This window comes from Arthrobacter sp. 05T47, from assembly GCF_056395825.1.
In genome coordinates this window covers 12,884-35,269 of the sequence record NZ_JBFTKG010000031.1, presented here as the reverse complement: position 1 = coordinate 35,269, position 22,386 = coordinate 12,884, and the positions used below count along the sequence as shown (strand labels likewise).

Sequence of the window (22,386 nt, the reverse complement as noted above, 5' to 3'; positions counted from 1 at the left end):
AACCATGCGGAACCTTCCTGTTGTCTCCGGGTTTCCTCGTTTACGGCCATCAGTAGAACCGCCTACGGGATGGTCTGTTCCGCGTGCACGGTCGAGGCGAACCTTCCCCATTGGATGCAGCCGTCGTGGGCCGAAAGCGGGTCAGCTGTGGAGTGCGTCCATGGCTTTGGCCGCGGTCTGGATGCTCGTCCAGCCGCGCCGGCCGGCGGCGGCGGTCCCCGCATCAAGTCCGGCTCCGTTGTTCTGCAGGATGGCGACCAGGGTGGCGTCGACGACGTCCTCGCGAATCTCGGCCAGCCACGCGGCCCGGATGTTTGGCATCACCGGCACTCGCGCGTGGACAGTGATGTAGTGCCCACCTGTCATCGCGACCGCAATGCAGCCGATGCCGACGAGCACGAGTTTGAGCAGGTCTTCCCGGCTGGTGGCCACGATGTAGGTCGGCAGGGCGATGAGTCCAGCCATGAGTATGGCACGCAGTGCAAAGACCTCCCGGGCGGTGCCGGAGGACCGGCGCTGGCGCATGGTCGCTGCCAGGCGCTTGTTCCGCACGGCCTCGGCCTTCAGCCGCCATTGCCGTTGCGAGCCCAGGTGCAACTTCACGAGCGCGCGGGCGGCCGCCAGTTCTTCGGGGTGGGTCTTTCGCATCGCCGCGACGAGCGGATTGTCCCTGTCGGCCCACGAGCTGGTCAGCCGTCGGTCGATGGCCGCTGCCATCTCGTCGAGTCCGAGGCGTGCAGCTCCCTCCGGGGCCTCCTCCACGCGCACTGCCGCGGCCGGCGCTGCCTCGTGAGGTGTGTATCCCTCCGAGCGGGATCCGTAACGTGGCATCCCGTCGTCGAGCCGGTATTCGTTGCTCATGTTTCTCCCCCAAATGATGGTCTGGCCGCGGGCCGTTCGGTAGGTGCGCGGGGCCGGGACGACAAGACTCGGCCGACCCGAAACCATTGTGCAGGGTGGAAGCCCGCATGACGGTTACGGACCCGTATATTGCGGCAGTCAAGCGAAGCCGGGTTCGGCCGGGGTGTCTACGGCTCATGGCGCTCGTAGCGCTCCCCGACGACAAACGGATTAGAACGCGGTCGGGACAGTCGGCCTCTGCTCGGCGACAGAATAGGGGAGCGGAGCCATGGTTTCCGCCAGGACGTCGCTGACGAAACGCAGGATCTCCTCGCCGGCCAGGACTCCGGAGGCCGAAGTCACCGTTAGGTTTGGCAGCGTGAACGAGTCGCTGTCGAGTTCGCCGTGCGATGGACGGATGGCGATGTCCGCCAGCTCGAGGATGCCCGCATCCAGCCGGGAGTCGCCCGCGGCTACAAGAAGACCTGATCCGGTCCGCCGCCGCACCTCGTCCACAGCGGCTTCCTTGGTGATCGGGGCCGGGACGCAGTAGAGCTTCCGCCCTTGCAAAGACGTCGTCCAGCCGCGGGCCTGGCACCAGGCGCCGAGCTCGTCCAGATACGCTTCGGGCAGCCCGTCCCGGTCAACGATCGAGTACACAAAGTATTCTTCGGCGGTCCGTATCCTCAAGACGGCGGGGACTGCGGCCGCGCCTCTGAGGTGGTCCAACACGTCATCCAGGGGCGCGCAGTCTGACCCCAACGACCGCTGGATGTGCCGCGACCAGTCACCATCCGACTCGCCGTCGTGCAGCAGCACGGCACCGTTCGTCGTCACGGCGTATCCGCGGCCGGAGCCGGGCACCCGCACCCGGGAGAACTGCGCCCGGGTGCGGGTGGTGACGGGTACGAAGACACTCCTCTCCACGATCCTCTCCAGCAACTCCTCCGCTGTCCTGGTCATGAAGGACAGGGGAGCTGCGTCGTACACCTCCGCGACCACCATCCGGGGTGCCAGGTGGTCGCTTCCCGTGAGCGCCATGGAGTTTGCCGAATAGATCAGCGTGCGGTCCAGATCGCTGGCTACCATAACCGGCGCGCCGCTTGAGTGAAGGCTCATACGTCCACCACGGCTTTGCCGTCGGCGCCGGTTGCTCCCGGCGTGTGCAGCGGATGGATCAGCCCGACGCAGCTGTAGGCCAGGCCAGGGACTTCCAGTACCTCGACACCGCGGTGTTCGGCCAGATGCAGCACGTGGGCGAGTTCGGGCACGGCCTCGGGGCGCACCAGCACCTTCCAAGGCACGCGACGCAGGAGGACCCTGGTGGTTTCACCGACACCTGGTTTGACCAGGTTCACGTTGTTGATGCCGAAGCTGCGGCTGAGCTGCTCGACGGCGGACCACCCGGACCAGTCTGCTTCGGGGAGCCCTGAGCCATCGGAAGGGGCGTGCGCTGCACCCCGCAGTACGTCCTCCCGGACGCCAGCGAACTGCGCCGTCACGGCTGCCAGGAAGTCGCCGGAGACGTCGCTGCCGGACAGCTCCGAGTAGAACTTGGCCCCGTGAAAATCGCCGGGGCCGATCAGTGCCTTGTTGAATACGGTGCGGGAGACGAGACCGGAGACGGTCGAGTTCAGGCAGGCGGAGGGGACCAGATAGTCATCCCTCGTGCCGAAGATCCGGACGCAGTGCCCCGGGTCCGCGAGGACTGCAAGGTCGGGCCGGAACGCCGGCCCATCGGTCTGTCGGAAGAGCTCGACGGCGGCGGCGAGTTCGCGGGCGATGGCTCCCTTGCCGGTCCAGCCGTCCACGAACATGATGTCGTCCGGGCGGTGCCGGGACGCGAGATAGCCGAGGGCCGTCTGGTCGATGCCGAGCCCGCGCACGATGCTGATGGCATAGTGCGGCAGCTTGAGTCCGTGGACTTCCCAGGCCCAACGCTTCATCAGGATGCCCACGGGAGTTCCTGCGCGGGCGAGCGAAACCAACACAGGTGCGTTGCCGCGCAGCTTCAAGACCTGCTCGGTGAGCGTTCCGACGGCGTGCGCGATCCGGACGGCCGAGCTCTCCAGCGCGGCCTGGAACAAGGCGCCGTACTCGGGCGAGGGTTCGAACTCCTGCGGCAGCGATTCGGCGTAACTGGCCTTGCCGGACTGGATAGCGGCCTCACGCTCTTCCCTCGGCGCTTCCAATTGCGCGGAACTCAGGTCCTTTAGTAGCCATTCGACGTCCTCCGGCAGATAGGAGCCGAAGGCGGGGCCGAGCAGCGGCGTCGGAAACGGTGTCTGGACCGGCAACATGACCAGCCTGACATCGTCGGCGCTACCAGCAACGGCCTCGGCGATCTTGCCGGGGCCCAGGAGCCCCGACTCTGCGGTGCCGGGTTCCGCCATGATGAGCACCGTATCGAAGCGTCCTTCGGGGTGCATGAAGTTGTAGGCAAACCGGGCCCCGGGGCCGTCCGGAGCGTCGTCGTCGCTGCCAAAGGCAATGGCGGAACGGATGGCGTAGTCCGGTTCGTCCAGCGCGGCGATCGGTGAGCGGGTACTGGTGGAATAGCGGATGTCGGCGTCAGGGCACAGGTCCTGCAGCCGTGCGGCGACCGCCAGGGGCAGCGCCATGAATTCCTCCGTGGCGAGGACCAGCACCCGGGCCCTCATCCCGCCGCGGCTGCCAAGTGCCGCCGCCAGGGCGCCCGCGATGCGCGCTGCCTGGTCCGGATCGGGACGGCCGGCAACGCCAAAGCGGGGGCTGCGGATTGGTGGCACGATTCCGTGCAGGTCCAGCAGCCGGATCCGGCCCGGCGCGGGGACGGCTGCGCACGCGAGTGGGATGCTGCTGATCAGTTCCGCCGCGTCTGAAGCGAGCGTTTCTGGCAGCCGGATGCTTCCCTGCGCCAGTGCCACAGCACTAATCCTGGCGCTGAGTTCGCGTGCCAGTTCATCGAGGCGGTCCAGGTCTGCGGTGGAGCGCAGGTCCACTAGGGAGGCGACGACGTAGTGCCGGTGCGGTGCGGTGCGGTGCAGTTCGCGGATGGTGTTGATGATCGTGGCGCCGGTGCTCAGCTCGTCATCGACCAGGACCACGGTCTCGGCCAAGTCCAGGGCGGCGCGGCTAGTTGGCAGCAACTGGTGGGAAGTTGCGTGTGAATGCATTTCCTCGAACGCGCCGTAGGGTTCCACTTCGTTGCTGCTCAGCCGGGTCGAGTGGATGTAATAGGTTCCCAGTTGCCCGGCCACCAGCTGGCCCAGCCCGGTGGCTGTTTCGGCGTAACCAATGGTCACGACGCCGGGAAATTCTGTTTGCCATCGGACGAGCAGTTCGCCCAGGCGGGCCACGTCGGCGAGCCTGCTGCGTCTCCCGTCCTCGTTCGGTGCCGTGCCGCCGTCCGCAACCGTGTCGCCCTCCAGCAGGCGCGCCAGCCTGCCCGCGGCCTCGTCAATGACGTCGTTCAGTGATTCGGCGTCCGGGCCGGCAACCGCGGGGAGTTCGAGTTCCCTTCGGACCAAGAGCCCCAGAAGCTGCCCCGCCGCCGTCGCGATCCCCGGTTCGGTGGGCACGTGCTTGGCGAGCACGCGGGAGACGAGCAGGTGGGCCCTTTTGGGATTGCGCCGCAGTGCCAGCCCGACCAGTGCTTTTACCGGCAGCACGCTGCGACTGGGGTCTGAGGCAACGTCGACGCCGAGGGCATCGCGCACATAACCGCCGCTCCAGGGAGCATCAGTAGAGATTTGCTTCACCTCATGCTCGCTTCCAATAGTTCGACAAAACTGACGCCCGGCCTCGCGACCCCGAAGGCCCGGGCACGCAATAGGGTCCGCTCCGCCCATGCACGGTGTGGCTTCAGCTCGTTCATCTTGTTTCCATAGGACGAGGCCTTCACGCCTCCGCCTGCGCTCCCGGCTATGTCCAGGGCATCGAGGTATTCCTCGTCGCTCACGACGCACATGGCGTGCACCACCGGCACATGGCTGGGATGGATGACGGTCTTGCCCAGCAGGCCGTTCGCGAGATCCAGTTCGATCTCGCGAATCAGGCCATCCAGATTATCCATCAGGATGCGCTGCCGGAGTTGGCCCTCATTGACGGCTTCAAAGGGCGTGGACCGCAGTTGGGGCCGTAGGACCCGTTCCGTGTTGACGAAGTGTTCCCAGACGGGGCCGGAGATGACCCAGCCGTCATGCGGGCGGCCGAAGATATTCACGACATCGCCAATGATGTTCGCGACCACCTTGACGTTGTAGATAGTCAGATCGCGGGAACGCCGCAGGCCAAAGGCACTGGACATGTCCGTGGCACCGATCCGGACGCACAGCACCAAGTCACGGAACTCTTCGACCAGGGCCAGATTGTCTGTCAGCACCCGGACACGTGACTCTAGATGAGTTGTCGAAAGATCCTCGATGATCGGCATTGCCCTCAAGGCCTGTTTCGTTGAGCCCCCGGTGCGTCCGGATTCTTCGTTCAACAGCTCCAGTGCCGCTAGGAAGGCACGCCCGCGCCCAGTCTCGTTCTCGAATTTGGGCAGGACGAAGCCGTAGACGACTCCGAGAGCCGCGCCTGCCCTGCGTCCGACGTCGAGCAGCTGTTCGGGCGTACGGCACCGGATGAAGATCAGCGGGAGCTGGCCCGGATCGTCTAAGGACAGTTCGGCCAGTGCACCGAGCAGGTTCTCCTCTGCGGCGGGCACTTCCTCGTCTGGAACGGCATCTTCGAGGCAGACGACGATGCTGAGGCATCCCGCCTCGGCTTGTTTCCGGATTCCGTGTGCCAGCGAGCTTCTCGTGGCCGGCGAGTACAGGGTGGCACCCAGCGCGACGGCCAGCAGGCCGGGATCTGAGGTGCGGTGAAGGAGCTCGGGGCGCAGGTGGAAAAGCCGTTCCTTGACGGATTCGGCCAAGGCTTTGAAGTGCTGCATCGTCCCCTAGATGTTGCAGTAGTACGCTGCTGGATCAGCGGAGGAGGACCCGTTGGTCCAGTGGAATGGTCATAGTGAACCCGAAGATAGCCCAGATGGCTGCGTCTGAGGCCTCTGCCGGGACGAACTCGGTGCGAAGCTCCAGGATCGCGCCGACCCGCACGACGTACAAAACGCTCCGCAGCCCGCCTTCGTTCCGGGCGGCCACCGCGGCGGCCGCGCCGTCGAAGACTCCGACGGTCAGCGGAGTCTCTCCCGCGACGAGTAGGGCGCGGCGCAGGAGTCGGACATGGCGCAGGGACACGATGCCGGCCCCGTCCTGGACACCAGCCAAGGGCCGGTTTCCCGTGGTGATGACGGTGGTGCCGGCCTTGTGCCCGTCCACGTGGTGGGCGCCCGTGGTGAGCTGCTGGTCCTCCCATGCCGTCGAGCGAATCCCGGTCACCAGGAGCGAACCAATCGCGGATTGCCTGGCGTTCAGGCGCACCACCGGGTTGGCTTCCCCCAACTCGCGGAGGCTGCCAAAAACCGGGGCAGGGAAAAGCCGCTCCGATGTGGCCGGAGCGGGCCGTGGCTCCGGCTTTGAAACCGTTGAGGCCTTCGTGGATGGTGTGCGTGCCGGGCGCGCGCCGAGCGTGAGTCCGCCAGAACCCGTCTGGCTTGCGCCGGGGTGTAAGGACGATGCTGTACTTTGCGAGGTAGGTCCAAGAGGATCCGGCTGCCCCACAGGCTTCCGGCGCCGGCTGAGGTATCCGATGTCGGTCCGCAGCGAGGTTCGGTCCAACGTCATGTTCAGAGCCTCAACTTGAAGTCGGCGGCAACGGCTGCGAGCCCGGTCTCATAGCCTTGACCGAGGGCACGGAATTTCCAGCCCCCCGCGTGCCGGTAAAGCTCCCCGAGAATCATGGCGTTGATCTTGTCGAGGTCCCCCCGCGGAACACTGAAACGCAGGAGCTCCCGGTTTTGTTCGGTGGCGACCCGCAGGTAGGCGTTCTTCACGGCTCCGAAGGTACCGGGGCCGCGCACCTCCGGATCTACATAGAGCAGCACGGTGATTTTGTGGACCGCCTCGGGCACCCGATTGAGGTCGACGTCGATTTGTTCCTGGTCTTCCGCTCCGGCGAAGGAAATGCTGCCGTCAGGGCTGGCGATCTGGTTGAAAAAGACCAGATGTTCATCCGAAATGGCGCGGCCATCGGTCCCGCACATGATCACCATGGGGACCAGTTCGGCTTGCGGGCCCCTGCTAGGGACTGTGTCCCAGCCGATTCCCAGCAGCACTTTCTCCAGCCCGGGGTTCTCAGCGGTAAGGGCGGCGTTACTGCCCGCGACCATCGAAGCCACTAGCGTCCTTCCAAATGAAGACCATCAATATCAAACTTGTCCCTCAGGAACTGGCCGTGGACGGCCAGTTCCGTAATGGCCCCCGTACGGACCTGGTTGTCCAGGTTCTTGACGGTGGAGTAGAGCGTGTCGAACTGTTCCAGCAGCGCCGTCGTCTCGGCGGAATCTTCTCGCCGCGGCCCAGGGGCCAGCATCAGATATGACCGCAAAGGGGACGGCAGATAGTCGGTGATGACGGCATTCAGTAGTACGCGCTGCTCGGTCGACGCCCCCGAACGGCCAATGTAGCCGATAAGGGCGCGAAGGATGTCGGCCAACTGCAATACCTGTGACACCACGAGGGTGGGCAGTTCCGCGCCATTGGCCAGTACCGTTCGCCGCAGCCCCTCGAGCGCGTCTCCGGTGACTGCCAGTTCGTCTGCAGTCGTATCGACTGCGGCTGGAGATTCGGCACCGGAGACGGCGGCGGAGTGGGCTACCACTCCGCCGCCAAACAGCGAGCCTAAGAATTTTGCGACCATAGCCTGTAAGCCTATTGCTCAGGGCTGATGACCACTAATTCCCTTCCTGCTGCCGCACCCTTTCCAGGTAGGGGCGGGCCCGTTCCAGCCCGGTTTCGAGGGCGTGCACGGTGCCTTCCATGCTCTTGTTGGCCTGTGAGCGGAAGGTGTCGATGGCGTCCATGGTCTGGAAGACATTGTCGAACGCCTTCTGCAGCGTTTCCACGCTGACACCGGAGCTCGCCGCCTGCTGGTGGATCCGCGCGGTCTGATCCTTGAGCATCTCGCTCGTCTTAAGGATCATGTTGTTCGTCGTCGTATTAATGGCGTCGATCTGGTCGAGCACCATTTTCTGGTTGGCCAGTGCCTGGGCCACAATCACAGCGGTCCGCAGCGCCGAGATCGTGGTCGTGCGCGCCCGTTCGACGCCCTTGATCAGTTCGGTGTTGTTCTTGCGGATCATGTCGATGGCCAGGTAGCCCTGAACGGATACTGCCAGCTGGGTCAGGATGTCCTGGTGACGCTGCCGGATCGGATACAGCACGTCAGAGTCCAGTTTGCCGGCCTCCTCGATCTGGCCGGACATCTTCATCTCATCGATCCTGCTGGCTGTTGCCGTGTCCAAGGCCTTGGCAAATACTGCGTATTCGCTCAGCCCCTGCATGGTCTCCCACAGCTGGGTCTTTTCCTGCGCAAGGGAGGCGTTGTCCTTCAGCAGCGCGTCCTGGCCAGCCATCAGTGACTTGATGATCTTGTCGAGCTGGGTCTGCGCACTCTCGTATCTCTGGAAATACTTGGCGAGCTTGTTGCCGCCAGGGATGATCCCGAGGATCTTCCGGCCCACGCCCAAATCTGCGTTGTTCGGTGTCAGGTCTTCCACGGTGGAACGAAGCTCACCGAGCGTTGAGGCAACCTGCACCTGGGCGCTGCTGCCGGACTTCTTCGCGCCGGCCAGCGAGGTGGACGACCGCTCCAGCAGCCGGCTCGAGGTGTTGGCGGATGCCACGAGCTGCTGGCCACCAAGCCGGTTGATGCCATCAATCTTGCTGGAATATTCGGGGCTGAACGGGCTCATGGCAGCGACTTCGCTGACGAAAGCACGAGCCTGGGCATTTATTTCCTGCTGGCGTTCGGCCGGGACCGGGACCATTCCCGGAGCGTCGTCTTCTTTGACGATGCCCGGAGCCTCCGGAGCGTTCAGGACGAGAGGAGTCGATGAAGACGTCTCCGGCGGTGTGAGTTGCATGCTCATTGTTGCGTCTCTCTTTCTGTGGACTCGGGGGTTAGCCGAGCTGGACGCCGAAGTCTGCGGCGATACCGGCGAGGCCTGTGGCGTATCCCTGGCCGACGGCTTTGAACTTCCATTCGCCGTTGTGGCGGTAGAGCTCTGAGAAGATCATGCAGGTCTCCGGCGCCGCATCTTCGCTCAGGTCGTAGCGGACCACTTCCGCGTCACTTTCCTGGTTGACCACGCGGCAGTAGGCCGAGCGGACCTGGCCGAAGTTCTGTCGGCGCGTGTCAGCCTGGTCAATGGAGACCACGAAGACAATCCGCTCAACATCTGCGCCCACTGCTGAAAGCTCGACGGCGACCACTTCGTCGTCGCCGTCGCCCTCGCCGGATCGGTTGTCGCCCTTATGAATCACTGAGCCGTCGGCTGCCGCCGGCTGGTTGTAGAAGATGAAGTCCGCGGAGCTGCGGACTTTGCCGTCGGCGCCGAGGAGGAGGGCCGAGGCATCCAGGTCGAACGCGTCACCTGTGGTTGTACGGGGATCCCAGCCAAGCCCGACGAGAACCTTGTTCAGCCCCGGATCGGTCTTGGTGAGCGAGAGGTTACTGCCTTTGGTAAGAGTCAGGCCTGCCATGGTTGTTCTCCTTGTTCAATCTGGTGAAAGTGCGGTGCGGTGGCCCGGCGTTGCCGGGCCACCGACTTCTAGTCCAGCGCGATGCCGAAGTCTGTGGCCACGCCGCGGAGGCCTGAGGCGTATCCCTGCCCCACGGCGCGGAACTTCCACTCGCCGCCGTTTCGATAGATCTCGGCAAAAATCATGCAGGTTTCCGCTGCAGCGTCTTCAGTGAGGTCGTAACGGACAACTTCGTTGTCGGTTTCCTGATTTACGACACGGCAGAATGCGTCGCGTATTTGGCCGAAGTTCTGGCGGCGCGCTTCTGCCTGGTCAATGGAGACGACGATGACGATCTTCGCGATGTCTGCTGCGACGGCATCGAGGTCGATCAGGATTTGCTCGTCGTCGCCTTCACCCTCGCCGGTGCGGTTGTCGCCCTGGTGCACGATGGACCCGTCTGGCGAGGACAACTGGTTGTAGAAGATGAAATCATCGTTGGACCGGACCTTGCCGTCAGCGCGGACCAGGAGCGCTGAGGCATCGAGGTCGAACTGTTCGCCGGCGGTGGTCCGCGGATCCCAGCCGAGCCCGATCATGGCTTTGCGGAGGCCCGGGTCGGCTTTGGTGAGGGACAGGTTGCTGCCCTTGCTCAGAGTCAGGCTAGACAAGAGATACTCCTTCAGTTTGGCGTGTACATGCGATAGCGCTCAACAGCGCTCGTCCGATCGGACTAGAGGACAGCAGCCGCCGCGGCGCGGACCTCGCCGGGGGTGCGTCCATTAGCCGGCGCGCCGATGGCCTGGAAGTTCCAGACGTTTCCGCTCCGCGAAAGTTTCGATATGACCATTGCCGTGTACGGTCCGGATTCGGTGAGGTCGTAGCGGGCAACTTCGGGACTCCCTGCCGCCGAATCGTCGATAACGCGGCAGAATGCGTTCTGGACCATGTCGAAGGTCTGCTGGCTGTAGCTGGTGATGACAAAAACGATGTGCGCGACGGCCGGTGACACATTCGGCAGATTCACCATGAGGGTCTCGTCGTCGCCGTCCCCGTCGCCTGTCAGGTTGTCGCCCGTGTGGCTGATGGAACCGTCTTTGCTGGTGAGCTGGTTGAAGAATACGGTGTCGAGATGCTGGCCCTGTGCATCGAACAGGAGGGCCGACGCGTCCAGGTCGATCTCTACCGTTTTGGTCCCGCCGAAGAATCCCTTTTTCGCAGGGAGCGCGGAATCCCAGCCCAGGCCCAGCCGGACATTCGTCAGCGAATCGCCGTTCTTCTTCGTCAGCGACAGCGACTGGCCTTTTTGCAAACTCAAACCCATTGAACTACTCGCTTTCCTAGTGGTGGCTGATGGTGCTTTTGTCTTTACCGGTGGGGACTAGCTGTTCGCAGGCTCAAGTGATTGAGCCTGCTCGGCGGCGCGTGCCCGTTTGTTGCGTCGAACCGAGCCGAGAAATGCCGCGCCGATAAACACGACTCCGATGAGGCCGGTAACGATCTCGTTGACGGGAGCCACGATAGTGACCAACAGGATGACGGCCAGGGCCCCGATGGCCCAGTGTGCGCCGTGGTCCAGGTATTCGAATTCGTCCAACGTCCCCTGCCGAACCAGGAATACGGTCAGCGAGCGGACGAACATAGCCCCGATGAAGCCCAGTCCGAGGGCAATGATGATCGGGTCGGAGGTGATCGCGAAGGCTCCGATGACGCCGTCGAAGGAGAAGGACGCATCGATGACTTCCAAGTACAGGAAGAGCATGAGGGCGGCCTTGCCGGCCAATTGAGCCGCGCCGGAGGGACCTGAGTGAACCACGAGGTCCGCATCAGCGGCATCGACATCGCCGTCCTCATCGACGTCGAACAGGTTTCCAAGACCGTTCACGAGGAAGTAGGTGATCATGCCCAACAGGCCCGCGAGCAGGACGATGCCCTGCTTCTCACCGGCTACAGCCCCGGCGATGGCCAGTGCCGCCATCCCGATGATCAAAGAGGCGCCTTCCAATTTGCCCAGCCGTGCGAGCGGGATCTCGAGGAACTTGATCCACTTGATGTCACGGTGGGCCAGGATGAAGTCCAAGAACAGCAACAGAAGGAACATTCCACCAAAGGCCGCGATCTGCGGGTGGGCTTCGTGCAGCAGGTATCCGTAGCTGCCCGGGGTGTGCGGGTCGCCCTTTTCCATGGCCAGACTAACGGCTTCCACGGGATTAAGGCCCGCGGTAATTCCCACGATGAGCAAGGGGAAAAGGATACGCATACCGAACACGGCGATAATGACGCCCACGCTCAGGAACATTTTCTGCCAGAACGGGTTCATTCGCTCGAGTATTCGGGCGTTTACTACGGCGTTGTCGAAACTCAGGCTGATTTCAAGAATGCCCAAAATAAGGCAGAGGATCAGTGCCTGAGGTCCGCCATAGAGAAAAGCGACCACCAATGCGATGAGGGTGACCGCGAACGACCAACCGAAAGTCTTAAGGAACAAGCTGGACAACTCCTGGAGCGAAAGGTCCTTGGTCGTCAACGACGGAAGGACGGCGAAAATCATCCCGGAAGTTATCCCCCAAGACTTCGTGCCCACATCATATCCGCACGCTGCGCCGCTTTGTCATGCGACGCCCCCGTATTTTTTTGATTGTGATGGTACTCGTCCCCATGCCGCCTCCGCGGTCGGCGAAGGCGAGGGGAAAAGCCTCTCAGTTGACCGCCAACTATCCCCTTCAGAGGCAGGCGCGAGGGCAGCGTTCTCGTGCACTGGCCGGACCGATAGCCGGCTCTACTCGCACGCGATGCCGTCGCCGTCGCGGTCGAGCTTGCGGCTGTAACCGGGCTGGCCTGCATAGATCGGGGCGGCCCCCGCTTGTCTCGCCGCAGTGCAGTTGGCGTAATACGCTGCCCCGGGTGCCGGTGCCGGAGGTACATAGGGTGCAGGCGCGGGTGCCGGTGGAACATAAGGTGCCGGGGCAGGTGCGACGTAAACGGGCGCCGGCGGGACGTATGCGGGTGCCGGAGCCGGTGCGGGTGCCGGAGCCGGTGCGGGTGCCGCCGGTGCCGGAACAACCACAGCCGCTTTTGCCGCGGGTTCCGGCGCCTTTGAAGCCTCGGCGGCCGCTGCCACTGCCACTTCCTTTTCACTGGTCGGAACCAACTGGCCGGCGCAGTCCGCTAGTACCCTGACCATCGCATCGTGCTCGGCCTGTGTTACCCACAGCTCGTAAGTCGCCTTAACGGAAATCTGTCGTGCAACGTAATTGCAGCGGAAACTCTTGTTCGGTGGCAGCCACGCAGCAGCGTCGCTATCCCCTTTCTGGACGTCGGTCGGTCCGTCCGTGGCCTGAAGGTTCAGGGGATCGTTGGCAAACGCCATGCGCTGAGCTCCCGTCAGCTGCTGGGCGCCCGTGAGCCAGGCATCGCCCAGGGCGACAACATGGTCTATCTGCACGGCGCTGCTGGTTTCGGGTCCTCGTTGGAAGTGGATAGTCGTAGCCGTGTAGGGGTCGGCAAGGATTCCGCTCTCGACCTTGCACGTCGAGTCGTTCGTGAAAACTACGCCGGTCAGGTCTCGCTTGAGTATGTCGTTCCGGGTGTCGCACCCGTTCCTGTCGACATCTGCCCACGCCTCACCGTACATAGCTCGGGCGCTGTACCCGGGGGTCGGCGCGCTGCCCTTGATGGGCAGAGCTGCGAGGAGATCGAGTGCCTTCGTTGCGTAGGCTGGTTGCTTCTTCGGGGCTGAGTAGCTGACGCCTTTGGCGAGTTCTGTGACCCTGTCGGGGTCCAGTGGTTCCCCGGTGTCAGTTGGCGACGGCGTCGGGGAAGGGACGGCCGAGGCGGCCGGTGACGAAGCGGCGGAAGCGCGGGATGCTTCTTCTGCTGCTCTCTTTGCATTCTCTGAAGCCGCCTCGGCAGCAATGCTTTCTGCCGACCGGGGCGGGAGGGTTATCGCGCCGACGACGAAGAGCACCAGGGAGGCCGCCAGGACGACGCCGCCAACTTTTCGGCTGCCAGGCAGTCGTGCCCACGAACGGCGGCCGGTAATCACGACGTAGAGGCCGGTCAGGGCAGCGAATATGGCAAGGAATATCAGTGCCCCGCCGAGCCCGCCGCTGCCAGCGCCCAAAGCCATGGCCCCCAACGCGAGGGCTCCGACCACGAATGTTGAAACTTTCGGCTTCCGTGGAGGCCTGGGCGCAGCGTACGGATCCTGCTTGCCTAGGAGCGATTGGTACCTATTCAATTTGTCATCCCCATGTTTTCGGCCCCAAAGCTTCGCTACTGGTGCCCGACCTTTGACGCTGTGTGCGTCATGGGGATTATATGGCCTTGCAGCCACGTCGATTAATTTCCGTCACACTGTTTCGTCGATGTGGGTGCGCCCTCACGGAGGCGATCAGTTTTGCGCCCAGCTGCGTGCGCCGGCCCGCGCCTCGATTCTGGCTCATGTGCAGTAACTCTCGATGCTGACATGGTTCACAAATGCATGGTCTTAAAGTCGAACTTGGCACTAAGTGGATATTCTTGCGCTATCTTGGCGAAGAGCAACTCAAGAGCGCTCGCGAATTAGTGAAGATGGAATGCCGTAATTAGGCAAGCCAGTTCAAGGGATGGCTGCCACGATGCGGAGAAAAGCGCCAAATTCCGCCCACATGTAGCCAAATTGTAGGCAATACTCATCGAAAAGGACTCAAACATGGCACTTTCCCTCGACAAGATCAGCGAAAAGGCCCCGGGCCTTCTCTCACTGGCCAAAACCGCATCGCAGGCCGTCGATGTCTCCGGGCTGAACGGCCAGAAGGCCAAGGTCGCCGTCGCCCTGGACTACTCGGGCTCCATGAGCCGGGTTTACAGGTCAGGGGCGATGCAGCGCCTTGTCGAAAAGGCACTGGCTCTGGCAACCCAGTTCGATGATGACGGAGCCATCGACTTCTTCATCTTCGACTCCAAGGCGGCGTACTTGGGTGAGATCAGCATCGATGACTTCGCCGGCTCAGTGGACCGCTTGACCAAGGGTCGGAGCATGGGCAGCACAAACTACGCCGACGCCTTCTTGACCATCCGGGACCACTTCGGTTTCGCCCCGGTCGCCCCGCCTACCCAGATTGCCCCGCCCAAAAGGGGGTTCTTCGGACTGGGCAAGGCACAGCCAGCCCCGGCCGTCCCAGCCAGTCTGGCACCGTCCAAACCCGCAGACATTCCTGTGTACGTACTGTTCCTGACCGACGGTGCCCCGGACAACCAGTCGAAGGCCGTCCGCGCTTTGACCGATGTGTCGACGGCGCCGATCTTCTGGAAATTCCTCTCCATCGGCAGCCAATCGATGGTTTTCCTTGAGAAGCTGGATACGCTCTCGGAGCGGTTCGTGGACAATGCCAATTACGAGCCGATCGGCGATGTAGACGCGATCAGCGACGCCGTCCTGTTCAAGAAGATGCTGACGGAGTTCCCTGACTGGCTCAAGGAAGTCCGTAACAAGGACCTCATCCAGTAATGCTTCGGGAGCGGGCACGATAGTTTTCAAGTTGTCAGCGCAGACGAAGAGGGTCGTCGACGTTCCCGCGGGACCAACCTATGACCGGTCGACTCAGTTGCCTAGCACCCAGGCCGCAAGTGTTCGGCTGCAGCCAGCCGTACTCTGTCAGCGGTGCGGCGCTGAGCAGTACCGTTTCGGCTAGCAGCAGCACGGGCTCAGTGCCCATCGCGACAGCGAAAGGCCTCCTCGAGCGCGGCCCGGCCATTGTCACGGTGGCGACGATTAGTTTCGGATGCCGCCGTGGCCGTGGCAGGCACCCCGGCGCGTCGTTCCGGGCCAAGCGTAGCCGTCCTTGCAAATGATCCCGTTGTAAACGGGCGGTGCCACTGCGGGTGGAGCCTCCACGACCGGCGGCGCCACCGGCGGTGCCTTTGCTGCCGGTGGTGCCACGGGCTGTGCCTTCACGACCGGCGGGGCCACGGGAGCTACAACTTTTGCGGGGACCTGGGCGGGTGGGGGAGTGGGTGTCGGCGTCGGCGTTTCATCCGTGAGGTGCTTGACCCCCAGCTCCACTGTGGAACCCTCGGCGACCTTGGCGTGGGCGAGGGGATCCTCGCTGGCCACCTGCCAGTTTTTCTTGATGATGATCGTTTTGCCGTCAGTCACATCCGTGGCGTGGGCTTTCAGCCCGAGGTCTTTGAGCTGGTCAGTGGCCTTGTCGAGGGTAAGCCCGACGACGTCGGGGACCTCGATGGTGTTCTCGGCGACGGCCGTTGCCTTGGCGGTTTCCGTTTGGGCGGATGCCTGTTTGCTGCCGCAGCCTGTCAGCATGAGACCGGCGAGCATTACTAGAGCGAGTGTTTTCTTCAAGATTCCCCCTGCTTGCAGCGAGGCCGCAACTGTCGGGAAGGGCGTGGTTGCCAGATGCTTCCGATGGGCTCGCTGGGAATAAGCTACCAGTTTCCTGGGAAGACTATGACAATTTGAAGGCGTGTGTGCCTCTCTGCCGGAGACCCTTCCTTCGGTCATCTCGACCGCCTTCCAAACGCCGCGCAGCCGGGCGAGACCCTTTTCGGTCAGCTCGGCGAATCCTTAGCCGCGAAGCACCCAGACGGCGTTGTTCGGCTGTAGCCAGCCGTCCTCTGGCAGCGGCGTGGCGCTGAGCAGCACGGTCCCGGCGGGCAGTTGCACTGGCTCGGCGCCCATTGCGACCGCGACGAGGAAGTGCTCGTTGCGGTCGCAGATGAGGAGGTTGCCGGGCTCGACCCGCCAGGTGCCGCCGTCGTCCGCGGTGAACACCTCGTTCTTCCACAGCTGCCGGCGCAACTCCAGCGCCGCCTTGGTCAGGTTCAGGGCGGAGTCCGGGTCATGCTCCTGGCGCTCGATCGCGTGCGCGCCCCAGTCCGAGGGGGCCGGGAGCCACGGGTCCGCCGCGGTCTCAGAAAGGGTGAAGCCGTGGTTCAGTGCCGCGTCTTCGGTCCAGGGTAGCGGGACGCGGGCGCCGTCGCGGCAGACGCCGCCGCGGGCCCACATCGGATCCACCCGGGCCTCCACCGGAACGTCAACCTCGGGCAGCCCGAGCTCCTGACCCTGGTAGAGGTAGGCGGCGCCGGGCAGTCCGAGCAACGCCACGAGGGCCGCCCGCGCGCGAAGAGCACCGAGCTCGCCGCCGCCGAACCGGGTGACGGAGCGGACGATGTCGTGGTTCTCCAGCGCCCAGGTGGGGGCGGCGCCGTGGAGCTGCCGGGCAGCCTCGAGCTCGTTCCCGACGGCGGCCCACGCCTCCGCATTCCAGCCGAGTTTCACGAACGCGAATGCAAAGGCCTGCTGCATCTCGTCGGCCCGGGTGTAGCGGGCGGCGCGGGCAGGCTCCAGGTTGACCTCGCCCACCAGCAGCCGTTGCGGCTCATACTTCTCGGCCAGGGTGCGCCAGCGGCGGTAGACCTCGTGGACATCCTCCTGGTCCGAGACCTGCGGGTTGGAACGCAACCCGTCCACCACCCCGCCCGTTGAGGGCGAATCCGGCAGCCCGTCGGCCTTGAACAGCGCATGCGCAACGTCGATCCGCAGCCCGTCCACGCCCTTGTCGAACCAGAACCGCAGCACGCCGTCGAAGTAATCGCCGACGGCGGGGTTGCGCCAGTTCCAGTCCGGCTGCCCGGCCGAGAACAGGTGCAGGTACCAGTCCGTGTCCGTCACCGATTCTGGGTTGGCGCGGCTCCAGGCCCGGCCGCCGAACACGCTCTGCCAGTTGTTCGGCGGAACATCGCTGTTTGAAGCGTCGTTGGCTGAAGTATCGGCGGCGTCAGACGCGGACCCGTCGCCGCCACCGTAGGACATGCCCAACGGACCCGGCACAAAGTGGAACATGTCCCGCTCCGGCGAGCCTGGGCCGGCGGCGAGGGCCGCCTGGAATAGCGGGTGCTCGGAGGAGCAGTGGTTGGGGACGACGTCGAGCAGGATCCGCAGGCCCAGCTCATGCGCCTTGGAAAGCAGCACATCGAACTGTTCCATGGTGCCGAACAGCGGGTCCACGCCGCAGTAGTCGGTCACGTCGTAGCCCTGGTCCACCTGCGGGGAGGGCTGGAACGGGGTCATCCAGATGCCGTCGACGCCGAGCGCGGCGATGTACGGCAGCCGGGCGATCAGGCCGGCGAGGTCGCCCACGCCGTCGCCGTCGCCGTCGGCGAAGGAGCGCGGGTAGACCTCGTAGATGACGGCGGACTGCCACCAGTCGGCGGACGGCGCAAGAGCGGTCCCCTCCACAGAGCTCAGAACAGGGCTCATTTGCTCGCGCCCGCGGTGAGGCCTTCGACGATCCGTCGCTGGAAGATCAGCACCATAATGACCAACGGTACGGTGACGATGACGCCGGCGGCCATCTGCTCGCCGAAGGGCGCCTGGAATTCGGTGGCGCCGGTGAACTTGGAGATCGCGACCGTGGCGGTCTGGATCTTGGGGTCGTTGATCATGGACAGCGCGATGATGAATTCGTTCCAGCTGTGGATGAAGGTCAGGATCGCGGTGGTGAAGACGCCCGGCGCGGCGAGCGGCAGCAGGACCCGGCGGAACGCCTGCCACTTGGTGCAGCCGTCGATCATGGCTGCTTCCTCGAGGTCGAACGGCAGGGCCTTCATGAACGTGGTGAGGTTCCAGACCGCCAGCGGGATCGCGAAGGACAGGCTGGGGACGATCATCGCCTGGTACGTGTTGATCCAGCCGAGGTCTGTGAAGAGGCGCAGCAGCGGCACCACCACGGAGATGCCGGGGAACATCGACGTCGCGATGATGACGCCCAGGATCACCGACTTGAAGCGGAAGTTCAGCCGGGAGATGGCGTAGGCCGCGAAGACGCCGAGCAGCAGAGCGAACACCGTGGTGGTGCCGGCCACGATCAGGGAGTTCAGCAGCGCCTGGCCGAACATAGTGGAGCCGTCGAACACCTTGGCGTAGTTCTCCAGCGAGAACGGCGCCGGGAGCAGGGTGTTGTCGAAAATGTCGGCGGTGCGGCGGAAGCTGGAGACCAGCATCCAGTAGAACGGCGCCAGGCAGTAGGCGAAGATCAGCGCCAGGCCCAGGTACACCGAATAGGAGCGCCAGGTGCGCTTGGGTTTTTCGGGACGGCCGACGACGGCGGCGGTCGCCTTGGGCGTGCCTGTGCCGGTGGCGCCCGTGGCGCCGGAGTCAGCCGCGGCGTTGCGGAGGTCGGAGATGGTCATCGGGTGGCCTCGGTCTTCCGGGTGCGGGTTGCGTTCGTGCGGGACTTCTTCGAGATCAGCTTCAGTTCCTTCGTGCCGGTGACATCGGCGCCGAGCACCTTCACGAACACGATCGCGACGACGGCGACGTACAGGAACAGCATGATCGCGAACGCCGAGGCCGAGCCGTAGCGGAGCTGGTTGGATTCGTCCCAGGCGAGCATGGACAGGGTTTCCACGGATTCCTTGCCGGGGCCGATCAGCACGAAGGGGAGGTCGAACATGCGCAGCGCGTCGAGCATCCGGAACAGCACGGCGACCAGGAGGGTGGGCTTGACCAGCGGGAGCGTGATGGAGCCGAGCTGGCGCCACCAGCCGGCGCCGTCGATCTTGGCGGCCTCGTAGACTTCGCCGGGGATGACCTGCATGCCGGCGAGGACCAGGAGACCGATGAACGGGGCGGTCTTCCAGACTTCGGCGATGATGATGGCCGCACGGGAGGCGTTGCCCTCGGCAGTCCAGAGGATTTCGCTGCCGAGCAGGGTGTTGGCGATGCCGTCGGACTGGAAGATCCAGCGCCACAGCAGGCCGGAGACGGCGGTGGGGACGGCCCACGGGACCAGGATGCTGGCGCGCAGGAAAGACCGGCCGCGGAAGGCGCGGTTCATGGCGAGGGCCAGGCAGAGACCCAGGACGGTCTCGAGAAACACCGTGGTGACGGTGAAGAACGTGGTGTTGCCGAGGGCGTTGAGGAAGCGCCGGCCGGTTTCGCCCACGAAGAGGTCGGCATAGTTGGCCAGGCCCACGAAGGATTCGACGTCGACGTCGGCGACGAAGCCGTCCGCGTCCAGGCCGGATTCGGCGCGGAAGAGGGACTGGTGCACCGCGGCGAGCAGCGGGTACACGATCACCAGGGCCAGGACCAGGATGGTGGGGGAGAGCAGCAGCGCGGCCATGCGGCCTTCGCCGGCGGTGCGGGTGCCGCGGTGGCCGCGTTTGCGCGGGCTGGCTGGTTGGGGCGTGCCGGTTCGCGCGCCGGCGGGCGGGGCGGTCGTCGTCGTCATTCGGGGAACCTCACTAGGGTTGCAGCTGCCGGGCCGGCCGGGGTGAACCGGCCGGCCCGGCTGGTGCTATGGGGCGGAGTTACTTGGCGGAGAGCTCGGTGAGCTTGGCCTGCATGTCGTTCAGGGCCGTGTCCGTGTCCTTCTTGCCGGTGATGGCCGCGTACGCCTCTTCCTGGATGGCCTTGGTGGTGGCGCCGTACTTGACCACCTTGGGGCGGGGCTGGGCGTTGTTCAGCGAGGTGAGCAGGGTAGGGAAGAACGGGCGCTTGGCGACGACGGCGGGGTCCGCGTAGAGGGACGCGTACGCCGGGGCGCGGGAGGACAGTGCGAGGCGCTTCTGCGCCTGCTCCTCGCTGGTGAAGAACTTGATGAACTCCAGGGCGGTGGCCTTGTTCGCGGTGAAGGGGGAGACGGCGAGGTTGCGGCCGCCGAGGGTGGAGACGCCGGGGCCGTCGGTGCCCGGGATGGAGGTGATGCCGAACTTGCCGGCCACCTTGCTGGAGCCATCCGTGGCGCTCAGGGAGGCGTGCAGGAAGGGCCAGTTGCGCAGGAAGACGAGCTTGCCGTCCTGGAACGCGCGGCGGCCCTGCTCTTCAAGGTAGGTGATGGCGTCGGACGGGAAGAGCCCGTCCTTGAAGCCGTCCACCAGCAGGTTCAGGCCCTTCTTGGCCTCGGCGGTGTTGACGGTGGGCTTGCCCTCGGCGTCCACCACTGTGCCGCCGGCGGAGGCCACGGCCTCGGAGAAGTTGACCGTGAGGGCCTCGTTCTTGTCGAACTGGCCGGCATAGCAGGACATGCCCGCGGCTTCCGGGAGGGCCAGGATGGCCTTGCAGGCGGTCTTCATTTCGTCCCAGGTCTTGGGCGGAGCGGCGATGCCGGCGGCCTTGAGCAGGTCCGAGCGGAAATAGAACAGCGCGCCGTCGGTGTAATACGGGGCGCCCACCAGGGTGTCCCGGTACGTCGCGGCGTTAACGGTGGCGGGGATCATCTTGTCCGTGGGGATCGCGTCCTGGGGCAGCGGCAGGATCCACTTGTTGGCGGCGAACTCGGAGGTCCAGACGACGTCCAGGTTCAGGACGCTGAAGGTGTCCGACTTGATCTGGGCGTTCTGGATGAGCTGCTGGCGCTGCTGGTCCGCGGAGTCCGGCAGTTCGATAAACGTGACCTTCTCCTCCGGGTGGGCGGCGTTCCATTCCTCGATGCTCTTGTTCGCGGCGCCGGAGGCATCGCGGTTGGAGACGTAGTTGATGGGGCCCTTGCCCTCGAAGGACGCGGCGGCGGCCTTCGGGGCGCCCTTCGCGTCCGTGGCGGTCCCGCCGCAGCCGGTGAGGGCGACGGCGGCGACGGTCAGGGATGCGGTGGTGACGAGAAGGGTCTGCCAGGTGCGGCGGCGCTGCCTCATGTGTTGCTCCTTGTTTATTGGGGTGGTGCGAGCGGGTGGTGCGGGTGGTTTGGTGCATGCGGAACTGCGGCGGTGGTTGCTTGATGGCACAGGAGAGTGCCGGCAGCCGCCGTTGGTGGGTGGTGTGTGGGGTCTTGGCTAGCTGGGTGGGGCCTGGTCGCCGACTTGTTCGCCGGGCGGGGTCTGGTTCGCCGGTGCTTGGCTTGGCGGCGCGGTGGAGCCGCGCTCGATCAGCCGGTGCGGCATGATCTTCGGCCCCAGGTCGCGGGAGCGGAGCAGCTTTTTCACGGCCATCCGTCCCATGTCCTCGAGCGGTTGGGCCATGGTGCTCAGCGGCGGGTTCACGTGCAGGGCGGTGGAGGTGTTGTCGAAGCCGAGGACGGAGACGTCTTCCGGCACCCGGAGTCCGCGCCGCTGCAGTTCGTTGACGACGGCGGCGCCCATCTCGTCGCTCACCGCGAAGATCGCGGTGAGACCGGGCTCCTGCTGGAGCAGTTCGTCGACTCCGGCGGCGCCGCTTTCGTAGAAGAAGCTGCCGGTGGCCGTGACCGGGGTGCAGTTGGCTTCCGTCATGGCGCGGAGGTAGCCGCGTTTGCGGGGCTGGGCGACGTATATCGACGCCGGATCGCCGGTCAGGAGGCCGATGCGCCGGTGGCCGAGCCGCAGCAGGTGACGGGTCGCGTCGTAGGCTGCCTGCTCGTCGTCGATGGCCACGCTGGGGGAGCCCGACTTGTCGCTGATAGCGACGGAAATGATCGGGACGTTGGGCCCCAGAAGCTGCCTGGCCTCCGGCGTGATCACCGCGGAGATGAGGATGACGCCGGCGGCCCGGTAGGTGCGCAGGGTCCGGAGGTAGCCGGCGATGTAGGCGGATTTGGCGCCGGTGCGGCCGAGCATCACGGCGTAGCCGCGCTCCTGGGCCTCCTCCTCCACGCCCTGCATGACCTGGGACGCCAGGGCGTCCGAAACCATCGGGGCGAGGAGGCCGATCACAGAAGTCTGCCGGGTCTTCAGTCCCCGGGCGAGGTAGTCCGTTTCGTAACTCAGGCTCTTGACCGCGTTCTCGACGCGTTCACGGGTCTCGTCCGAGTAGCCCACCAGCCCGTTGACAACCCGGGAGACGGTGGCCGGAGAGACGCCGGCGTGCTTGGCGACATCGCGGATGGTGACCACTGTTCCTCCTCCCCGAGGGTGCCTGCTGGGTCTCGCCGCCCGTCATGGCGGCGAGCTACGAAAACGGTTTACGTAAACGGTTTCGTTCGGTGCAGAATCAACAGTAAGGGGTGGTCGCGAGATCGCGTTG

At 64.7% G+C, this 22,386-nt stretch carries 20 protein-coding genes; 1 reads left to right on the top strand and 19 read right to left on the bottom strand.

The genetic code is table 11. The annotated features are described in order from the left end of the window. Positions 1 to 141: 141 nt before the first annotated feature. The 13 genes from AC1DEY_RS17940 to AC1DEY_RS17880 form a co-directional block, all read right to left on the bottom strand. Positions 142 to 861, bottom strand: a complete 720-nt coding sequence (locus tag AC1DEY_RS17940; protein WP_476869144.1) for a hypothetical protein — start codon at positions 859 to 861, stop codon at positions 142 to 144. 210 nt (positions 862 to 1,071) lie between these two features. After that, positions 1,072 to 1,959: an HAD family hydrolase gene (locus AC1DEY_RS17935; RefSeq protein ID WP_476869143.1), complete on the bottom strand. Its 888-nt coding sequence runs from the start codon at positions 1,957 to 1,959 to the stop codon at positions 1,072 to 1,074. Continuing rightward, positions 1,956 to 4,580 (bottom strand): phosphoribosyltransferase domain-containing protein, encoded by a 2,625-nt coding sequence (locus tag AC1DEY_RS17930; protein WP_476869142.1) that lies wholly within the window; start codon positions 4,578 to 4,580, stop codon positions 1,956 to 1,958. The genes AC1DEY_RS17935 and AC1DEY_RS17930 overlap by 4 nt, the downstream gene beginning before the upstream one ends. Next, on the bottom strand, positions 4,577 to 5,758 hold the full coding sequence (locus AC1DEY_RS17925; protein WP_476869141.1) for an HpcH/HpaI aldolase/citrate lyase family protein: 1,182 nt from the start codon (positions 5,756 to 5,758) through the stop codon (positions 4,577 to 4,579). The genes AC1DEY_RS17930 and AC1DEY_RS17925 overlap by 4 nt, the downstream gene beginning before the upstream one ends. Positions 5,759 to 5,792: 34 nt before the next feature. Beyond that, a complete protein-coding gene (locus tag AC1DEY_RS17920) occupies positions 5,793 to 6,266 on the bottom strand; it encodes a hypothetical protein (RefSeq protein WP_476869140.1) in 474 nt (157 codons plus the stop codon). A gap of 284 nt (positions 6,267 to 6,550) precedes the next feature. After that, positions 6,551 to 7,093: a TerD family protein gene (locus AC1DEY_RS17915; protein WP_476869160.1), complete on the bottom strand. Its 543-nt coding sequence runs from the start codon at positions 7,091 to 7,093 to the stop codon at positions 6,551 to 6,553. Between the two features lie 8 nt (positions 7,094 to 7,101). Next, positions 7,102 to 7,623: a hypothetical protein gene (locus AC1DEY_RS17910; protein WP_476869139.1), complete on the bottom strand. Its 522-nt coding sequence runs from the start codon at positions 7,621 to 7,623 to the stop codon at positions 7,102 to 7,104. A 34-nt stretch (positions 7,624 to 7,657) separates the two neighbouring features. After that, on the bottom strand, positions 7,658 to 8,854 hold the full coding sequence (locus AC1DEY_RS17905; protein ID WP_476869138.1) for a toxic anion resistance protein: 1,197 nt from the start codon (positions 8,852 to 8,854) through the stop codon (positions 7,658 to 7,660). 31 nt (positions 8,855 to 8,885) lie between these two features. Next, positions 8,886 to 9,467, bottom strand: coding sequence for a TerD family protein (locus AC1DEY_RS17900; RefSeq protein WP_476869137.1), 582 nt, complete (start codon positions 9,465 to 9,467; stop codon positions 8,886 to 8,888). A 68-nt stretch (positions 9,468 to 9,535) separates the two neighbouring features. After that, positions 9,536 to 10,117 (bottom strand): TerD family protein, encoded by a 582-nt coding sequence (locus AC1DEY_RS17895; RefSeq protein ID WP_476869136.1) that lies wholly within the window; start codon positions 10,115 to 10,117, stop codon positions 9,536 to 9,538. Positions 10,118 to 10,179: 62 nt separating this feature from the next. Next, a complete protein-coding gene (locus AC1DEY_RS17890) occupies positions 10,180 to 10,770 on the bottom strand; it encodes a TerD family protein (RefSeq protein WP_476869135.1) in 591 nt (196 codons plus the stop codon). A gap of 57 nt (positions 10,771 to 10,827) precedes the next feature. Next, positions 10,828 to 11,997, bottom strand: a complete 1,170-nt coding sequence (locus AC1DEY_RS17885; RefSeq protein WP_476869134.1) for a DUF475 domain-containing protein — start codon at positions 11,995 to 11,997, stop codon at positions 10,828 to 10,830. A 228-nt stretch (positions 11,998 to 12,225) separates the two neighbouring features. Then, a complete protein-coding gene (locus tag AC1DEY_RS17880; protein ID WP_476869133.1) occupies positions 12,226 to 13,575 on the bottom strand; it encodes a GmrSD restriction endonuclease domain-containing protein in 1,350 nt (449 codons plus the stop codon). 564 nt (positions 13,576 to 14,139) lie between these two features. On the opposite strand from AC1DEY_RS17880, the gene AC1DEY_RS17875 reads away from it, so the two are divergent. Further along, positions 14,140 to 14,937, top strand: coding sequence for a VWA domain-containing protein (locus tag AC1DEY_RS17875; RefSeq protein ID WP_476869132.1), 798 nt, complete (start codon positions 14,140 to 14,142; stop codon positions 14,935 to 14,937). A 264-nt stretch (positions 14,938 to 15,201) separates the two neighbouring features. Here the strand turns inward: AC1DEY_RS17875 and AC1DEY_RS17870 are convergent, their stop codons facing one another. From AC1DEY_RS17870 to AC1DEY_RS17845, 6 genes are all read right to left on the bottom strand, one after another. Then, positions 15,202 to 15,789 carry a PASTA domain-containing protein gene (locus tag AC1DEY_RS17870; RefSeq protein ID WP_476869131.1) on the bottom strand — a complete coding sequence of 196 codons (588 nt, stop codon included), beginning with the start codon at positions 15,787 to 15,789 and terminating at the stop codon, positions 15,202 to 15,204. Positions 15,790 to 16,011: 222 nt separating this feature from the next. Further along, positions 16,012 to 17,706, bottom strand: coding sequence for an alpha-amylase family glycosyl hydrolase (locus tag AC1DEY_RS17865; protein ID WP_476869130.1), 1,695 nt, complete (start codon positions 17,704 to 17,706; stop codon positions 16,012 to 16,014). After that, positions 17,703 to 18,638 carry a carbohydrate ABC transporter permease gene (locus AC1DEY_RS17860; protein WP_476869129.1) on the bottom strand — a complete coding sequence of 312 codons (936 nt, stop codon included), beginning with the start codon at positions 18,636 to 18,638 and terminating at the stop codon, positions 17,703 to 17,705. Before AC1DEY_RS17860 ends, AC1DEY_RS17865 begins: the two co-directional genes overlap by 4 nt. Further along, the gene (locus tag AC1DEY_RS17855; protein ID WP_476869128.1) at positions 18,635 to 19,681 is read right to left on the bottom strand and encodes a carbohydrate ABC transporter permease; all 1,047 of its coding nucleotides are present in this window, start codon (positions 19,679 to 19,681) and stop codon (positions 18,635 to 18,637) included. The genes AC1DEY_RS17860 and AC1DEY_RS17855 overlap by 4 nt, the downstream gene beginning before the upstream one ends. 79 nt (positions 19,682 to 19,760) lie before the next feature. Further along, positions 19,761 to 21,083 (bottom strand): ABC transporter substrate-binding protein, encoded by a 1,323-nt coding sequence (locus tag AC1DEY_RS17850; RefSeq protein WP_476869127.1) that lies wholly within the window; start codon positions 21,081 to 21,083, stop codon positions 19,761 to 19,763. Positions 21,084 to 21,221: 138 nt separating this feature from the next. Next, the gene (locus AC1DEY_RS17845; protein WP_476869126.1) at positions 21,222 to 22,256 is read right to left on the bottom strand and encodes a LacI family DNA-binding transcriptional regulator; all 1,035 of its coding nucleotides are present in this window, start codon (positions 22,254 to 22,256) and stop codon (positions 21,222 to 21,224) included. Between the last annotated feature and the right edge of the window lie 130 nt (positions 22,257 to 22,386).

What these genes read in the sequence shown, in the direction of transcription:
- AC1DEY_RS17940 (WP_476869144.1), bottom strand. Translation starts at nt 861, where the DNA reads ATGAGCAACGAATACCGGCTCGACGACGGGATGCCACGTTACGGATCC.
- AC1DEY_RS17935 (WP_476869143.1), bottom strand. Translation starts at nt 1,959, where the DNA reads ATGAGCCTTCACTCAAGCGGCGCGCCGGTTATGGTAGCCAGCGATCTG.
- AC1DEY_RS17925 (WP_476869141.1), bottom strand. Translation starts at nt 5,758, where the DNA reads ATGCAGCACTTCAAAGCCTTGGCCGAATCCGTCAAGGAACGGCTTTTC.
- AC1DEY_RS17915 (WP_476869160.1), bottom strand. Translation starts at nt 7,093, where the DNA reads ATGGTCGCGGGCAGTAACGCCGCCCTTACCGCTGAGAACCCCGGGCTG.
- AC1DEY_RS17910 (WP_476869139.1), bottom strand. Translation starts at nt 7,623, where the DNA reads ATGGTCGCAAAATTCTTAGGCTCGCTGTTTGGCGGCGGAGTGGTAGCC.
- AC1DEY_RS17905 (WP_476869138.1), bottom strand. Translation starts at nt 8,854, where the DNA reads ATGAGCATGCAACTCACACCGCCGGAGACGTCTTCATCGACTCCTCTC.
- AC1DEY_RS17900 (WP_476869137.1), bottom strand. Translation starts at nt 9,467, where the DNA reads ATGGCAGGCCTGACTCTTACCAAAGGCAGTAACCTCTCGCTCACCAAG.
- AC1DEY_RS17890 (WP_476869135.1), bottom strand. Translation starts at nt 10,770, where the DNA reads ATGGGTTTGAGTTTGCAAAAAGGCCAGTCGCTGTCGCTGACGAAGAAG.
- AC1DEY_RS17885 (WP_476869134.1), bottom strand. Translation starts at nt 11,997, where the DNA reads ATGATTTTCGCCGTCCTTCCGTCGTTGACGACCAAGGACCTTTCGCTC.
- AC1DEY_RS17880 (WP_476869133.1), bottom strand. Translation starts at nt 13,575, where the DNA reads ATGGCTTTGGGCGCTGGCAGCGGCGGGCTCGGCGGGGCACTGATATTC.
- AC1DEY_RS17875 (WP_476869132.1), top strand. Translation starts at nt 14,140, where the DNA reads ATGGCACTTTCCCTCGACAAGATCAGCGAAAAGGCCCCGGGCCTTCTC.
- AC1DEY_RS17865 (WP_476869130.1), bottom strand. Translation starts at nt 17,706, where the DNA reads ATGAGCCCTGTTCTGAGCTCTGTGGAGGGGACCGCTCTTGCGCCGTCC.
- AC1DEY_RS17860 (WP_476869129.1), bottom strand. Translation starts at nt 18,638, where the DNA reads ATGACCATCTCCGACCTCCGCAACGCCGCGGCTGACTCCGGCGCCACG.
- AC1DEY_RS17855 (WP_476869128.1), bottom strand. Translation starts at nt 19,681, where the DNA reads ATGACGACGACGACCGCCCCGCCCGCCGGCGCGCGAACCGGCACGCCC.
- AC1DEY_RS17850 (WP_476869127.1), bottom strand. Translation starts at nt 21,083, where the DNA reads ATGAGGCAGCGCCGCCGCACCTGGCAGACCCTTCTCGTCACCACCGCA.